We start from the raw sequence: 16,493 nt of genomic DNA, 5'->3' as shown, positions 1-16,493 counted from the left end.
GCCTTATATTTTTTTGCGGAACGCATCCTTTGTAATATCCTTATGTTCTACCCGCAGGGCAAATTCAGTCTCCTGACTAAGCCTTCTGTAGAGTTCATTGGCCAGAGTTACGGAACGATGCTTCCCGCCTGTACAGCCAATGCTGATAACCAGCTGGTTTTTTCCTTCCATTATGTAATTAGGAATTAAAAACCGTATCATATCCTCTAGTTTATCAGAAAACTCATGGGACACGTCAAATCCCATAACGTATTCTCTGACCGGTTCATCATTTCCGGTAAGGGGCCGAAGCTCCTCGATATAATAGGGATTCGGCAGAAACCGTACATCAAACACCAAGTCAGAGTCACCCGGTATCCCATATTTGAATCCAAAGGATAGTATAGTAATCACAAGGCTTCGAAACTCCAGGTTCTGTACAAAAATCTTGTCAATCTCGCCTTTTAGTTCCCTGGTGAGGAGATAGCTTGTATCGATAATATAATCCGCATGCTTCTTCAAAAATTCCAGCCTTACACGTTCCTTGGCAATGCCCTGATCCACCCGCCCATTCCCGGCGAGGGGATGGGTACGGCGGGTCTCCTTGTATCGGTTAACCAGCACGGAATCCTTTGCATCCAAAAAGAGAATCTCATACTTGAACCCTGCCAGAGTAAGCCCCTCCAGGACCTTTTCCAATTCCCCCAATGCCTGGCCGCTTCTGACATCCACACCCAAAGCAACCTTTTGTATCTCACTGGCTTCGCTGGCAACCATCAGCTGGGCAAACTTTTCAATCAATGGGATGGGCAGATTATCTACACAGAAATAATCCGCATCCTCAAGCATCTTGAGAGCAGTACTCTTGCCGGCCCCGGACATTCCAGTCACTATCACAAAACGCATCTTTTACTCCTCCTGTCAGAATTCTCCCAAAAACTTTACTTCCGGTTCCAGGGTTACATTCGAATTCTCATAAACTCTCTCAACGATCTGACGGATGAGCTCCCTCACCTCTTCTGCTGTGGCATTTCCATTATTAATCACAAAACCGCAGTGTTTATCAGAAACCTGAGCATTTCCCACTGCAAACCCTCTCAGTCCGGCATCCATGATAAGCTTCCCTGCAAAATATCCCTGGGGACGTTTGAAGGTACTGCCTGCACTGGGATATTCCAAAGGCTGCTTGCTTACCCTTCTGTCACGCAGCTCGTTCATTCTTTCCCTGATTTTTTCTTTTTCCCCCGGCATCAGCCTGATGGCCGCCTCAAGAACAATATATCCAGATTCTTTGATGATACTGGTCCGGTAACCAAGCTTCAAATCCTCCGCTTTCAGGCAGCATACCTCTCCCTCATTGGTCATCACTACCACCTCCTGAAGGACATCTTTCATCTCTCCTCCATAGGCGCCTGCGTTCATCACAACCGCTCCCCCCAATGTGCCGGGGATCCCTCCTGCGAATTCAAATCCCGTAAGACCATATTCCATAGCTTTTCTGGCGACCTGGGAAAGCAGTGCTCCCGCCTTTACTGTGAGCAGAGTGCCTTCCACCAGAATATCACTCAGGTTCCGGTAGATTTGGATGATTGCTCCCCGGTAGCCTTTATCACTCACCAGCAGATTGCTTCCGTTCCCAAGAATAAAATAGGGCACCTCCGCCTCCTGGCAGGTATGTAATATCCTTTGTATCTCTTCAATGGAGTGGGGGCAAAGATAGTAATCCGCCGGTCCTCCGATTCGGAAGGTGGTATGATTACACATAGGCTCATCCGTCCAAACGTTATCGCTTCCTACTATGCTGCAAAATTCATTTACTATATTTTCCTTCAACTGTCTAACCTCTGCTTCCCTCTGTCTTTATTTATTCTGCTCTTTTTCCTTCAGCAAGTCACGAATCACTTCCCCTGCAATCAAAAGGCCCGCCACGCTGGGCACAAAAGAGATACTTCCCGGCACGGGGTGATTCGTGTTTCCTTTTGTCTCCTGTGGTTCTCCCCTCTTCCTCCTGTCCTTCTGAGGCAGCTCGGTGGAAAAAAGCACCTTAACTTTCTTTATTTTTCTTTTTTTCAGCTCCAGACGCATAACCTTTGCCAATGGGCAGACGCTCGTCTTGGAAATATCTGTGATCTGGAATTTGGACGGGTCCAGTTTATTCCCCGTTCCCATAGATGAGATAATAGGAACCTGCGCTTCTTTCGCTTTCTCAATGAGCAGGATCTTGGACGATACCGTATCAATGGCGTCTACCACATAGTCAAACGTACTAAAATCAAAAAGATCTGCTGTTCTGGCACTGTAGAACGTATCGTAGGTGTGAACCACAGCATCCTGATTAATATCCATGATCCTGTCTTTTGCTACCTGTGTCTTGGATTTTCCTATCGTTGAGCGAAGAGCAATCAGCTGACGATTGATATTGGTAACCGCTACCTCATCGTTGTCAACCAGCGTAAGATTACCGACCCCGCTTCTGGCAAGTGCTTCCACCACATAGGAACCAACGCCCCCGATTCCGAAGACGGCAACTTTAGACCGCAGTAAGGTGTCCAGCCCTTTTTCTCCTATCAGAGATTCTGTTCTGGAAAACGCATGCAACATAAGTGTCATTCCTCCTATTTTCCTCTCACCTGTTCTCCAGGCAATAGTATAATGTCTATATATATCGACATTATACTATTTTAACCGGGAAAAGTACATGCTTTTTTCCTCTGGTAATTTTTAGTCCTTCATTTTCGGCTTAAAGATCAGACTGGCCAGATATCCAAAGACAAGGGCAGCACTGATTCCTACTGCACTTGCAGTAAAACCGCCCATAAAAATTCCCAGAAAGCCTTTTTCTGTGACGGCTTTCTCCACTCCTTTCCAGAGTACATTTCCAAAGCCAAGCAGCGGTACGCTGGCTCCTCCTCCGGCAAATTTTAAAAATGGTTCGTAGATTCCCACAGCCCCCAGAACGGCTCCGGTGCACACCAGAAGTACCATTACTCTTCCGGGAAGCATTTTGGTTTTATCCAGCAGAATCTGCACCAGCGCACAGATTAAACCTCCTACCCAGAATGCATTGATATAATCCATAATATTTCTCCTTCTCACAATTTAGTACTTTGTATCTGTTAACAATGCTCCACCACAACTGCCTGAGCAATCCCCGGAACACTCTGTCCTTCATTGAAACTCACCTTTGAGAGCAGCGCACCCGTTGGCACAAAGAGAATCCGCTTCCACTCTCCCTTTTCCAGTTTTGGCAGAATGTAGGAGGCAAAGGTGGCCGCAGAACATCCGCATCCGCTTCCCCCAGCGTGGGTATCCTGAGTTGCATTGTCAAAAATTTCAATTCCGCAGTCCATATGCTGCTTTTTAATATCAAAGCCTTTCTCCGCCATCAGATCAAACAGGATTCGCTGCCCTACCTCACCGAGATCCCCGGTAATAATGCGATCATAGTCTTCAGGGCTTCTGTTGAAGTCCATAAAATTCTGATAAATAGTGTCACAGGCTGCCGGAGCCATACAAGCTCCCATATTCAGAGAGTCCTTCAGTCCGTAGTCCATAATTTTTCCCGTGGTCAAACCAGTAATTCTGGCTTTCCCCCCCTTCTTTCCCAGCACACAAGCGCCGCTTCCGGTTACTGTCCAGGTAGCGGAAAGGGGACGCTGATTCCCATATTCCAGCGGAAACCGGAATTCTTTTTCTGCACTTCCGAAATGGCTGGATGTAATGGAGAGTACATACTCTCCGAACCCTCCGGATACTGCCATAGCCCCCAAAGAGAGCGCTTCCCCCATGGTAGAACAGGCACCGTACAGGCCGTAGACAGGTATCTCCAGATCCATAATGCCAAAGGAGGACGCAATCGACTGCGCCAGAAGATCCCCGGCAAAGATGGTGCGAATCTGCCACTTTTCCAGCTGTGCTTTCCCTATGGCCAGCTGTGCTGTTTCCTTCTGAAGGGTACTCTCAGCATCCTCCCATGTCTTACATCCAAACATTGGATCCTCCCCAATCAAATCAAAGCAAGAACCCAGAGGACCTTCCCCCTCTTTCTTTCCTACTATAGAAGCTCCGCTGAGAATGTGCACTCCCTCCTGAAACTCTATACTCTGTTTTCCTTTTGTCTGATCCATTTTGCTTCTCCTCTCTATGCAATCCCTGCTGTCTTTAATATCCAGTAGGCCAGTCCCAGAATCCAGCTGGTAAATATCCCATAAAGAATTACAGGGCCTGCAATTGTAAAGATCTTGCAACCAATGCCAAAGACCTGCCCTTCCTTCTGATATTCAATGGCGGGGGCTGCCACAGAATTAGCGAATCCTGTAATGGGTACCAAAGCCCCTGCTCCTCCGAATTTTACTATTTTTCCATATACATTAAGCCCTGTTAACAGAACACTCAGGAGCACCAGAATCAGAGAGCACCAGGCTCCCGCTGTCTCCTGATCCAGGCCCTGGCTCTGTGCAAAATTGAGTATGCCCTGTCCCAGAGTACAGATGATCCCCCCGATTAGAAATGCCTTTGCCATATTTAGGGGGAGACTGTGGGTTGGTGTTACCTTTTTTACATACTTTTCATATTCTTTTTGTTTTTTTTCTTTTGCTATATCAACCATAGTTTTAAGTCCTTTCTCGCTGATTTATATAGTTCTCTACCATCCATAGAAAAAGAAAAGGATGGAGCCTATTATTTTTCCGGCTGCCATGGACACAATTACCAGCCCGATGCCTTTGGTCAGTCCCACTCTTCTGGCCATGATTGCGAATATATTAACCACTTCTCCCAGTGCAATCACCCAGCTGCCCAGAAAGATACCAAAGAGCAGTCCTACAATACAGAGCCCTATAGTCCCCACAGGCAGCTCCCAACGGTAAAGATAAAAGAGGTTGCCGAAAATAGTCCCCAGCATGGTACAGGTCTCATACAGCAGTATCCTGTCCCCTGTGTGAGTAATCCCCGCATACCTGGGAATAATCCCCAACCCAATCATAAGAGCTGCCAGACCGCTTGCCACTACCATCCCCCCTGCAAGTCCGATGGCTCCAACTGCAATCTGAGATACTAACCACATTTACTGATTCTCCTTTCGCTCTGCCTGCTCAATGATCGTAGTATCAATATCGTCTTCATAGAGGCGCATCTCCACTTCCATAGGCGTGGGATCCTGCGTCAGTCGTTTGCCTCCGAAATGGTTGAAGAAGAAGATAACCCCAAGGCCGATTCCGATAGAATAGGTAAGCTCCAGGATCGTATATCCATCGGAGATGTTGCCGGTGAACTGTTTATAAATATGGAAAAACAGCCCCGAGGTATCCACATCCGTATTAAAGGTCATAATGGAGAAGGCCGCGCCCACAAAGGTCACCAGGCTTACTAATACGGTTTTAAACCAGCTGTAGGCCACATGTTTGTGTTTCTGAGTCTCATAGGTAATTACAAAATTAGGCTCCCCGATGTGGTTCACATCCACGCTCTGTTCTTTTTTCTGTATCTCGTCAATCAGATCCATGGCAGAAACAACATATCTGCCCGGCTTATCCTGCGGTATGGTAAAAATTTTTCTGACCTTATTCCTGTTGAGCACACTGCTGTTGCAGCAGGAGAGTTTTGCCACATCCTGCAGATATACATCCGGGCTGTGTACCTCTACATTTTTTTCAGTTTGAATATATAAAGTGTCACTCATTATTTCACTCCCTTACAGGTACTTTTCTTCCATGTAGTATGCCTTTCTTTCTATTAAAATATACAAATACAGCCTGCCGGGATTTGCATCAAAGGATGCAGACCGCACAGCAGGCTGTATGTGTAAGGCAGCTAAAGCTTTCCCCGGAGAGACTGAAGTATCCTTTTTTCCATTCTGGATACCTGCACCTGAGAGATTCCCATCTCTTTTGCAATCTCTGACTGGGTTCTTTCCTGAAAAAAACGCATATAAATTAATTTTCTGTCCTGGGCCTCCAGGGTACCCAAAATCTCCTCCAGCAGCAACCGGTTGAGAAGTGCTTCCTGATGATCCTTCTTTTCCTCCAGTTTCTCTTCCAGAGAGATATCGCTGCCGTCTCCCTGGTAGATTGTTTTCTGAAGGGATTCTATCTGGGAGCCGGCTTCCATTGCCATAACAAGCTCCTCCTGGGTTACCTGAAGTTCATTGGCAATCTCCAGAAGGGTTGGTTCTCTTCCTGTACTCCTCTCCAGTTCTTCCCGGGTTACATAAGCTTTATACGAGATCTCTTTCATGGAGCGGCTGACCTTAATCATACCGTCATCTCTGAGAAACCTCTTAATCTCCCCGGCAATCATAGGGACAGCATAGGTGGAGAATTTGACATCGAAAGACGTGTCAAATTTGTCGATAGCCTTAAGCAGTCCGATGCTTCCGATCTGAAACAGGTCCTCCATCTCCACTCCACGGTTGCCAAACCTCTTTACTATACTCCATACTAATCCGATATTTTCCTCTACTAATGTATCTCTTGCTTCCTTATCCCCTTGGTGCGCACGCCCGATCAGGGCAAGGATATGGTCCATATTTCCTCCTTCTATTCGAACAGTGTATTCTTATTGCTTATTCTTTTTTTCATCCACACCTTCGTCCCCTGTCCCGGTGCAGAATCCACAGTTACCTCGTCCATAAATGCCTCCATAAAAGCAAATCCCATTCCGGACCTGTCCTGCTCCGGTTTCGTGGTAAACAGCGGCTCCATTGCTTTCTTTACATTTTCTATTCCTCTGCCCCGGTCAATGATACCTACCTCCATCTCATTATCGCGGATACGGCATTCTATCCTTATCTTATGTATCTCCCCCTCATACCCGTGGACAATAGCATTGGTAATGGCTTCAGAGACTGCTGTCTTTATGTCTGTCATCTCCTCCAGCGTCGGATTCAGCTGGGTACAAAAAGCTGCCACCGTTACTCTCGCAAAACTCTCGTTGCAGGAACGGCTGTCAAATTCAATTATCATTTCATTGGTATTTTCCATATCTGCTCCCCTCACTTTCTTTTTTGTGTCCATACAGTTTCCTGGCTGATTTCTATAAATTTATGGATCCCTGACAGCTGCATAATACGCAGGATCCTGTCACTTACGTGGATCGCAGTCACTGTACCTCCCATATAGCGCAAAAGCCGGTAACGCCCCATCAGCATACCGATCCCTGAGCTGTCCATAAATGTAGTATTCCGGAAGTCAAACACTACATTCCGGATTACTCCCTCTTCCAGTCTTTTATCCACCGCTCTGCGGATCGGCTCCGCGGTGTGATGATCCAGCTCTCCGGGAACCGCAACCATCAGACAGTTCCCTTTTTTAAGCAAAAATTCCTCCATATTCCCATCTTTCCCCTTTTCTACAAGCTTTATACTGTTCTCATGTGTTTTTCCGGGTTCTTAAGTATCTGTACAACAAAAAGAGATGCACACAGTTTGGTGCATCCCCTAATCCGAGGTTTCTCTTTTTGTTTCTTCCTGTAAGCTTTATTCTCCTTCTTCTGTACCTCTGTTGTCCCCTGTATCTTCCGGCTGGTCTCCGGAATCCTCCTCCTGGGGCTCCTCTCCCTGGGTGTCTCCTTCACCGCTGTCCCCGTTTCCCGGAGTTCCTCCGAGGGCCTCCATATAATCCTTAGCGTCTGTGGCCCGCTTTGTATTCGGAAAGGTATCGATTATTTTCTGGAACTGGGCAATGGCATTCTGCGTATCTCCGGTTTCCCTGTACGCCATAGCCAGATAATACAGGACATTGTAATCACTGGCGTCAATCTCCTGGGCTTTGGTGAGCTGATCTATAGCTGTGGCATAATCCTGAGATTCATAGGCACTCTCCCCGTCCTTTTTGTACTGGCGGTACAAAGTTGTCTTCACTTCTCCAAACACAGTATCATACACAGATTTCGCCTCTATGGACAGAAGGTCAGGATTTACACTCTGAAGTGCATTGGCCGCCGTGGTATAGTTCTCCTCACGCAGGGCAGCAGAAGCTTTCATCAGATTATCATAACTGGCAGCCTTTTCCTCGGCCTGTGCAACCTGATCGTTTGCCGAATCTACTGTGCTCTGGGAGCTTTCTATGCTGCTCTGCAGACGCTCAAGTTCAGCTGCCTGGCTAGCCACCTGATCGCTGTATTCCACTACCTTTTGATTCGCCTCCTGATTTACTTTCTGGATCTTGCCCGGTACGATTAAAAACCATAAAAGGGCAGCCCCAACCACCAGACCGAATCCAAGGTTCAGAAGCGTGGCCACCGTAGAGCTCTCCCTAAACGCAGGCGGCTGAATCACAAGATCATTCCCGGAATAATACACAGACCGCTCTGCTTTCTTTTCTTCCTTCTCTCGGCTCAGTCCCCGGAACCTGGGTTCCAGACTGGTCACCTTTCCGGTCTGCTCGTCCACCTCCCGCAGAAAGCGGAGGGTGGTGGTATTGGTCTTATCAATTTTGGCCGCACTTCTCAGCAGTTTCCTAGCTTTCTCATAGGCCTGTTCTCTGATATAGAGAAGTGCCAGAAGGTGATACCCTTTGATCAGCTTAGGATTCTGGGCCAGGACCTTTTTCAGCTGCATAACAGCCATATCAACATTTCCCTGCCTGCAGTAAAGCAGAGACTGATTGTATTTTTTAATCGTCTGATTAATGGTATCCAGACGGTTGGGATTCCCCTGAAGCTTCTGGATAAACTCAGCAGCAAGATTTCCCTGGGGCTGGATGTTCTTACTGATCACCCACTCACTGAGAGCTGCCACCACCTCACCTGTTTCAAAGTAGGCTAGCCCCAGCAGGTTTCTTGCCTGTATATTCAGCTTATTCAGCTTCAGACTTCTCTTTAGACAGTCAATTGCCCCGGACAAATCCCGGATCTGTGCTTTTTCCAGTCCCTGATTGTAATAGAGATTTGACAAGAGCAATGCCTTCTTCTGAGCTCCCACATTGCGGTTACAGCTGCCGCAGTAATCAGAAGCACCCAAAGGAGCGCCACAAAACATACAATTCATTTCAGCATCTCCTTATTCTCTGTCACTACCGCTGGTTTCTGTCATAATTTCCTTTAAGATATCAATGACATCTGTCAAATCCCGGCTGTAAATCACTCCCTCTGCGTCATCTACATCCAGACAGGGCTGAAACTTCTTTAGCTCCTCTTCATAATTAATCATGTACTCTCCTCCTGATATAATCCTTTATCTCCCCTACCAGATACAAAGAACCTGCGCAGAAAAGCATCCCTTCTTTTTTCAGGTCACAGGCCTTCTCAAATGCATGTTCTATATTAGGACAAGCATATACTGTTTCGCAGGCATTCTCCCGGAATACCTCTGCCAGTTTGCCGGCTGAGACGGCCCGATATCCCCCCACCTCGGTGGTTACAACCCCGGAGAGGGAAAGGCCGCTGCAAATTTCCCGAATCATGTCCTCATAATCTTTATCCGATACTGCAGAAAATAACAGGGTCACCGGATATTCCTCTTCAAAATGTGACACCGTTTCAACGAAGCGTGCCACCCCATCCTCATTGTGGGCCCCGTCTACAATAACTCCCGGCAGAACTGTTTCCATTCTGCCCTGCCATCTGGTTACTGCGATCCCCTCCACCAGAGCTTCCACCGGTATTTTATGGATATCTTTCAGGACCTCCATCACTTTCATAGCCAAAGCGGCGTTCATCACCTGATACCTGGCAATAAAAGGAATCCTGACAGCCACATCTTGATAATACCCGCTCTTCCACGAAAAATCAATGCCCTCGGCGGCAATTCTATGAATGGAAATCTGATCTTCTGTCACCGGGCAGGATAAACTCTCCAGGGATTCCGCTCTCTTTTTGATTACTTCAGAGGATGCAGGGAGATTGCCGTCATAGATAACAGGTACCTGGTTCTTAATAATACCGGCCTTTTCACCTGCGATGGCAGTTACTGTGTCACCCAGATATTCTGTGTGATCCAGACTGACGGATGTGATGACACAGGCCAGAGGCCGGGCAATGGAATTCGTCGCATCCAACCTCCCGCCCAGCCCTGTCTCCAGAATAATGTATTCCACATCTGTCTTACAAAAGATCCACATTCCCATCAAAAAGAGGAATTCAAAATATGTGGGATGGTAACTTCCCTCGGACAGAAGTTCGTCCGAAAGTTCTTTTACCTTAATAAATGCCTCCAGAAACAGCTGGTTGTCCACAGGCACCTCGTCAATCTGGAACCGTTCATTGATTTCCACCAGATGGGGGGATGTAAACAGTCCGCAGACACAGCCTCCCTGCCGGAGCATAGAAGCCAGAAAGGCACAGACGCTCCCTTTCCCGTTAGTGCCTGCAACGTGGATGATTTTTTTATCAGAACCTGGATTCCCCAAACGTCTTAAACATTCTTTGGTGTGTTCCAGCTTATTTTTCTTTGTAAATTTAGGAATCTCCTCAATGTATTCTACTGCCTCTTCATACGTAAACAAAGCTGTTTCCTCTCTTTTCTCTGTTAAACTAAATTGAAAGCCACCGCTGTATCGTTTTGGTCGCTCTTTACCATTATAATATAGCGGTGGCAATATGCAAGCAAATTATGTCGTATCTCTTAAAGTTTCTTTTACTCTGCAGGAGGAACCAGATTCTGGGGTTCTTCCTGCCCCGTGTCTGTCATGCCATCCGTCAGTCCCTCCTCCGGCAAAGTCTCCGGAGGCTGCCCTGTCAAATCACCCGGGCTCACATCCGCCACAGGAATCCTGTAGATAATCGGCTCTGTTCTTGTGAGCACCTTTTTTGTGGGGCTGTTGCTTCTTATGGCCACGTCCACCTCATCCCCATCCTTTAACTCCACATCTTTCAGGAGCAGCGTCCTGGGATCTATAAAGGTAGTCTCTACCAGTTCCCCATTGATTTCCACAAATGCAGACTGGGTAAAGTTTGTTCCGGTCACATAATAGCTGTTGGCAGACACCGGCTCTATCGAAGAGATGGTAGCATCATGAATACCCAGATGAATCTTGGTACGTTCAAAGGGACTCTGCCCATCGTAAACATACTGTTTTCCATACAAAATATCATATTGGATCATTTCCAGATCTACCTGATAATTTTTTGTTTTTCTCCGCGCCTGATGATACCGGAAGATATTTCCTTCGTGAATCCCCACACGATTCATAACCTCTGCGGCCATCTGATAGGCAGAGAGATTCTCATCCTTCTTTTTCAGGCCCATATTGTCCCACATAACATACTCTGTCTGGAACAGATAGCGGTTCTTGACATCCTTAACGGTAAGTCCCATAGTGGGCAGATGATCTCCGTACATAACTAACACAACATCTTCATCCAGCTGAGAGAGCGCATCAATTAGCTCCTGTACAAATTCGTCCATTTCATGAATTTGGTTGGCATAGTACTCCCATTTGTTATTCACAGCCTCTGACTCACCGCCGGTGACTGTAATTTCAGGATTGTCAATCATTGGTTCCTCGGGATAATCTCCATGGCCCTGGACGGAGATCGTATAGACATAATCCGGGCCTTCTGTAGAGTTCAGGCAGTCCAGTATATGCCTGGTGAGGACTTTATCTTTCATCCAGTCATTTGGATTTACCTCATCCTGCTCATCCATATATTCTTCAGATGTGAAGGTGTCAAACCCCAGATTAGCGAACACTGATCGCCTTCCATAAAAATTAGCCTCGTTGTTGTGTATAGCATGGGTGGTATACCCCAGCCCCTTCAGTACATAGGGAGCGCTCTCACAGGTTTTCTCCTTGAGAATGCTCTTATACGGATACTCCCCCGGACCAAAATAGCGCAGATTCATCCCGGTTATGGACTCAAACTCTGTGTTGGCCGTCCCTGCCCCTACCGACGGGACCCGATAGTAGCCAGAGGAATATTCTGACATCAGGCGGCGGAAATTAGGAATGGGATCCTCTGAAAACTGAAGATAATTTACCAATGTGGGATCAAAGAAAGATTCCAGCTGGAGAAATATAATATTTGGCCTGTTCTCTGTGGTTTCGGGCAGCTTATTCTCGCTTTCCTCAATCTTGGCAATGGTCTCTTCCGAGTACTCTCTAGGACAGCTAATCCCTGTGTTAAACAGTGTTGTAGCCAGACAGTAGGGATAACCGTAGTCTTCATAGGCAAAGGCTATATTCCCAAAATAATTAGACAGTACCCTCTTTTCCAGGGCAAGCTTGGTTGTCCCCGCAAAAGCCAGCACCCCTGCAAGAACCAGGGGGATATTCCATTTGTATTTCAGTGTTCCCTGATATCTCGGTCCCTTAAAAAACAGCAGGGCCAGTCCCGCCAGCGCAAGAAGTATTCCGATGAGCGCCACTACCATGAGACCGGGGGACAAGTACTTATTCATAATGTTAAAAGCATCTGTAATCAGATGAAGATCCGGTCCTGTAAACGGTGTAACCCGGTTAGACAGCAGCACTCCGTTTATAATTCCCAGTCCCATCCAGAAAATAGCAAGAAGAGTGCGCAGGAACACACGTCTCCTCACCAGATAGACAATCAGCGTAGTGGTAAATATTAAAAATGCATTATACAAAAAGACTAAAGGACGTTCTGTCATGAATGTATAAGCCTCGGCCACAGAATGGCGGGAGATTGCTTCTATTATAAAGTATCCCAGACACACTGCCAGCATCTGCAGAGGGACAGACACCAGATTCAGTCTTTTTATCCATTTTTCCATAATTAACCTCTCTTACTTAGAGGGCAGGCCATGCCTGCCCTTTCCTATTTCTCCATCTGACGCAGCTGCAGCGTTACCTGCTCCATCATCTGGGTATATTTTTCCAGCTTTGCCCGCTCTTCTTCTACCTTCTGCTGGGGAGCCTTGCTCATAAATTTCTCGTTTTTCAGCATACCGTTTACACGGGCAAGTTCCTTCGTCAGCCTCTCCTGTTCTTTTTTCAGACGCTCAATTTCTTTTTCTATATCTACCAGTTCTGCCAGGGGAAGATAAATTACCGCATCAGGGATTACTGCTGAGACTGCATCCTCTCCTATTCCTGTTTTATCCTTCTGTACCAGAACATCGCTGGCATGTGCAAGGGTAGCAAAGAATACCCTGCCCTTTTCAAAGGTGTCCAGCACCTCCTCCTTCTCTGAAACCACAAACACTTTTGTTTTTTTGCTGATAGGAACATTCATCTGCGTTCTCACATTCCGAATCTCCCTTACAGCCCCTTTTATCAATTCTACCTTCTTCTCTTCCTCAACAAATCTCCAGTCTTCTCTGAATGCAGGCCAGCTGGAGATCATAATGGATTCCTCCTCCGGACAGAGCGTGCAGTAGATTTCTTCTGTGACAAAGGGCATAAAGGGATGCAGCAGCTTCAGCGCATTGGTAAGCACTGTCCGCAGGGTCCAAAGAGCCGCCCCTTTCGTCTCATCTGCGTCACTGTAAAGCCTTGGTTTTACCATCTCAATAAACCAGTCGCAGAACTCTTCCCAGATAAAGTCATAGACCTTCTGTACAGCAATGCCCATCTCATATTTGTCCATGTTCTCTGTTACGTCTTTTGCAAGGGTATTCACCTTGGAGAGAATCCATTTGTCCGCATCAGTGAGCGCTGCAGGATCCGGTTCTTCCGCCGATTCAGCTTTTTCCAGATTCATCATAATAAATCTGGATGCATTCCATACTTTATTGGCAAAGTTACGGCTGGCCTCCACTCTTTCCCAATAGAAACGCATATCGTTGCCTGGTGCATTGCCGGTGATCAGTGTCAGCCTCAGCGCATCTGCTCCGTACTTGTCTATCACCTCAAGAGGGTCGATTCCATTTCCCAGAGACTTGCTCATCTTCCTTCCCTCGGAATCTCTCACCAGTCCATGGAAAATTACGGTGTCAAAGGGAAGCTGGCCAGTCTGTTCAATTCCGGAGAATACCATACGGATAACCCAGAAGAATATGATATCATAGCCGGTTACCAAAACATTGGTAGGGTAAAAATATTCCAGATCTTCCGTCTTCTCAGGCCAGCCCAGAGTGGAGAACGGCCACAGCGCTGAGCTGAACCAGGTATCCAGAGTATCCTCGTCCTGAGTCAGATGTGCACACCCGCATTTTGGACAGAGCGCCGGTTTTTCCTTTGATACTGCCACTTCTCCGCAGCTGTCACAGTAATAGGCCGGAATTCTGTGCCCCCACCAGAGCTGCCGGGAGATGCACCAGTCACGGATATTGTCCATCCAGTTCATGTAAGATTTCTCCATCCGCTCAGGAACCAGCTTCAACTCCTTTTTTTTCACCGCCTCCACAGCAGGTTTTGCCATCTCTTTCATGCGGACGAACCACTGGGGTTTTACCATAGGCTCAATGGTAGTTTTACATCTGTCATGCGTCCCAACATTATGCACATGTTCTTCTACCTTCACCAGAAGCCCCTGCGCTTCAAGGTCTGCCACCATGGCCTTCCTGGCTTCGTAGCGGTCCATGCCTGCATATTTGCCGCACCTGTCATTCATAGTTGCATCATCATTTAGTATGTTGATCTCTTCCAGATTATGACGCTTTCCCACTTCAAAGTCATTGGGGTCGTGTGCCGGGGTGATCTTCACACACCCAGTTCCAAACTCCTTGTCTACGTATGGATCCCCGATGACCGGTATCTCTCTGTCTGTCAAAGGAAGCTTCAGGGTTTTGCCGATAAGGTCTGTGTATCTCTCGTCCTCAGGATTCACAGCAACCGCTGTGTCCCCCAGCATTGTTTCTGGTCTGGTAGTTGCAATCTCAACAAACTCACTGCTCCCTGCGATGGGATATCTGATATGCCAAAAGTGGCCCGTCTGCTCCGAATGTTCTACCTCTGCATCAGAGATCGATGTCTGGCATACGGGGCACCAGTTTATGATTCTGGAGCCTTTGTAAATATATCCTTTGTTATAGAGTTTTATAAACACTTCTTCCACTGCCTTGGAGCAGCCCTCATCCATGGTAAACCGCTCTCTGTCCCAGTCAGCGGATGCCCCAAGCTTTTTCAGCTGATTGATAATTCTTCCGCCGTACTCATCCTTCCATGCCCAGGCATGTTTCAGAAACGCGTCTCTTCCTATATCGTCTTTATCAATTCCCTCTTCTTTCAGCTTCTCAATGACCTTTACTTCGGTGGCTATGGCCGCGTGGTCCGTGCCAGGCTGCCATAGTGCCTCATAGCCCTGCATTCTCTTAAAACGAATTAAAATATCCTGCATCGTATTGTCCAGTGCATGGCCCATATGAAGCTGCCCTGTTACATTTGGCGGGGGCATTACAATGGTAAACGGCTTTTTCTCTCTGTTTACTTCTGCATGGAAATATTTGTTATCCAGCCATTTTTGATAAATTCTATCCTCCAGTCCCTTGGGATCGTAGGTCTTTGCTAACTCTTTGCTCATGGATAGCCTCCTTGGTATTATTTTCTCTTTTTCTTATTTTTACTCTTCTGAGCGTATTGGGAAATACAATTCCTGTACCAGGCGGGCTGTCGCAGACAGCATCTTCCTTTCCGCCGCAGTGTGATCCCCCGGAGGGTTTTTTATTACATAGGAAACAAAGTTTCCTATGTAATAAAAAAAGCCCTTACAACAATTGTTGTAAAGGGCGTCATACTTATCTCAGATGCGCGGTACCACCTTTATTATAGGAAGGAACTGCATTCTCTCCTATATCTCTTAAGTCTTTTAACGCAGACCAGGCGTGATGGCTTACCAATTCTACAATGAATCCCTCTACGAAACCACTCGCAAAATCTTCAGCCCTCCGGTTCAAAAGCTACCTTCTATCTAACCTTCCCGGGATGGTTTTTCAGCCGGTGAACCTTCCTCTCTGACAGGGTCTTTAGATATACTCCTCTTTCTCATAACCTTTTCCTATTGAACTTACGTCCTATCATAGTAGGCTTTTTGCTGTTTGTCAAGTAGGGAATCTCTTTTTCTTCTCTTCTCATCCGCAAATGGGGCGGGTCCACCCTGATTCGGTCACGAACAATTCTGATCTTTCGCGGAGGATCTGCGGACCTGTTGGTTGCGGAACAACAGGGATCGCATAGCAGTAAATCAGAGCTTGAATCAGGGCAACTCACCTTGCCATTTAATCAATGCATAATTCACACAGGCTCCGTTACCTTTGGCATTCCATAAAAAAATCTGCTCTCCCAGCGGGTAAGCAGATACATCAATTATAATACTTGCGGATATTATAAAAGGGATGTTCAACTTTGCACGGAAGTCTCACCTTTGGCATCTAGCAGGTTTCCTGACTTATGGATCACAGCTTTACTTTTCCTTCTCATACTTGCGTACAATGGACTTCTAAAGTATCGCTCCCCAAATACAGTGACCGGATCGCTTAGGACTCTCACCTAATTCCCTTTTCACCAATGTTGTGCGGTCAACACAGGTGCACTGGATGCTGCATATGGAATTATACAAGAATTATTCTAGCACAATTTTTTTCATAATGCAATACCATCCCGGAAAAACTCTTTCGGCCCGCCTGAAGGCAGGCCGAAAGCGGGCAGTTGTCCGGCTGCGAATAAGCTTCCCGG

The 16,493-nt window shown here is 46.9% G+C and carries 16 protein-coding genes and 1 riboswitch; all 16 genes read right to left on the bottom strand.

Annotated elements, in window-relative coordinates; translation table 11 throughout:
* Positions 1-3 precede the first annotated feature (3 nt).
* The gene (gene rapZ, locus GKG41_RS03840; RefSeq protein WP_154257222.1) at positions 4-885 is read right to left on the bottom strand and encodes an RNase adapter RapZ; all 882 of its coding nucleotides are present in this window, start codon (positions 883-885) and stop codon (positions 4-6) included.
* A 15-nt stretch (positions 886-900) separates the two neighbouring features.
* Positions 901-1,812 (bottom strand): UDP-N-acetylmuramate dehydrogenase, encoded by a 912-nt coding sequence (murB, locus tag GKG41_RS03835; RefSeq protein WP_154257221.1) that lies wholly within the window; start codon positions 1,810-1,812, stop codon positions 901-903.
* A gap of 27 nt (positions 1,813-1,839) precedes the next feature.
* Positions 1,840-2,580, bottom strand: a complete 741-nt coding sequence (locus GKG41_RS03830; RefSeq protein ID WP_154257219.1) for a tRNA threonylcarbamoyladenosine dehydratase — start codon at positions 2,578-2,580, stop codon at positions 1,840-1,842.
* 120 nt (positions 2,581-2,700) lie between these two features.
* Positions 2,701-3,057, bottom strand: coding sequence for a stage V sporulation protein AE (spoVAE, locus tag GKG41_RS03825; RefSeq protein WP_072849261.1), 357 nt, complete (start codon positions 3,055-3,057; stop codon positions 2,701-2,703).
* Between the two features lie 38 nt (positions 3,058-3,095).
* On the bottom strand, positions 3,096-4,106 hold the full coding sequence (locus tag GKG41_RS03820) for a stage V sporulation protein AD (RefSeq protein WP_154257217.1): 1,011 nt from the start codon (positions 4,104-4,106) through the stop codon (positions 3,096-3,098).
* Between the two features lie 14 nt (positions 4,107-4,120).
* Entirely contained in the window at positions 4,121-4,588 is a 468-nt protein-coding gene (locus tag GKG41_RS03815; protein ID WP_154257215.1) for a SpoVA/SpoVAEb family sporulation membrane protein, read from the bottom strand.
* Positions 4,589-4,624: 36 nt separating this feature from the next.
* Complete coding sequence (locus GKG41_RS03810) at positions 4,625-5,044, bottom strand: stage V sporulation protein AB (RefSeq protein WP_072849265.1); 420 nt, start codon at positions 5,042-5,044, stop codon at positions 4,625-4,627.
* Positions 5,045-5,659, bottom strand: coding sequence for a stage V sporulation protein AA (locus tag GKG41_RS03805; protein ID WP_154257213.1), 615 nt, complete (start codon positions 5,657-5,659; stop codon positions 5,045-5,047).
* Positions 5,660-5,790: 131 nt separating this feature from the next.
* Positions 5,791-6,504 carry a SigF/SigG family RNA polymerase sporulation sigma factor gene (locus GKG41_RS03800; RefSeq protein WP_154257212.1) on the bottom strand — a complete coding sequence of 238 codons (714 nt, stop codon included), beginning with the start codon at positions 6,502-6,504 and terminating at the stop codon, positions 5,791-5,793.
* Positions 6,505-6,515: 11 nt separating this feature from the next.
* Positions 6,516-6,959: an anti-sigma F factor gene (spoIIAB, locus tag GKG41_RS03795; protein ID WP_154257210.1), complete on the bottom strand. Its 444-nt coding sequence runs from the start codon at positions 6,957-6,959 to the stop codon at positions 6,516-6,518.
* 11 nt (positions 6,960-6,970) lie between these two features.
* Positions 6,971-7,294 carry an anti-sigma factor antagonist gene (locus tag GKG41_RS03790; protein ID WP_319018685.1) on the bottom strand — a complete coding sequence of 108 codons (324 nt, stop codon included), beginning with the start codon at positions 7,292-7,294 and terminating at the stop codon, positions 6,971-6,973.
* 159 nt (positions 7,295-7,453) lie between these two features.
* Positions 7,454-8,965, bottom strand: coding sequence for a tetratricopeptide repeat protein (locus tag GKG41_RS03785; protein ID WP_154257207.1), 1,512 nt, complete (start codon positions 8,963-8,965; stop codon positions 7,454-7,456).
* A 12-nt stretch (positions 8,966-8,977) separates the two neighbouring features.
* On the bottom strand, positions 8,978-9,127 hold the full coding sequence (locus GKG41_RS23080; protein WP_167594272.1) for a hypothetical protein: 150 nt from the start codon (positions 9,125-9,127) through the stop codon (positions 8,978-8,980).
* Positions 9,120-10,421, bottom strand: a complete 1,302-nt coding sequence (locus tag GKG41_RS03780; protein ID WP_154257205.1) for a folylpolyglutamate synthase/dihydrofolate synthase family protein — start codon at positions 10,419-10,421, stop codon at positions 9,120-9,122. Before GKG41_RS03780 ends, GKG41_RS23080 begins: the two co-directional genes overlap by 8 nt.
* 131 nt (positions 10,422-10,552) lie before the next feature.
* Complete coding sequence (locus GKG41_RS03775; RefSeq protein WP_154257203.1) at positions 10,553-12,652, bottom strand: LTA synthase family protein; 2,100 nt, start codon at positions 12,650-12,652, stop codon at positions 10,553-10,555.
* A 44-nt stretch (positions 12,653-12,696) separates the two neighbouring features.
* Positions 12,697-15,342, bottom strand: coding sequence for a valine--tRNA ligase (locus GKG41_RS03770; protein WP_154257201.1), 2,646 nt, complete (start codon positions 15,340-15,342; stop codon positions 12,697-12,699).
* Between the two features lie 831 nt (positions 15,343-16,173).
* Positions 16,174-16,370, bottom strand: a riboswitch (cobalamin riboswitch).
* Positions 16,371-16,493: the final 123 nt, after the last annotated feature.

Source organism: Lactonifactor sp. BIOML-A5 (genome assembly GCF_009677585.1).
Classification (GTDB): Bacteria; Bacillota; Clostridia; order Lachnospirales; family Lachnospiraceae; genus Lactonifactor.
The sequence above is the reverse complement of the archived record's forward strand: the minus strand, read 5'-3'. Positions and strand labels throughout refer to the sequence as shown.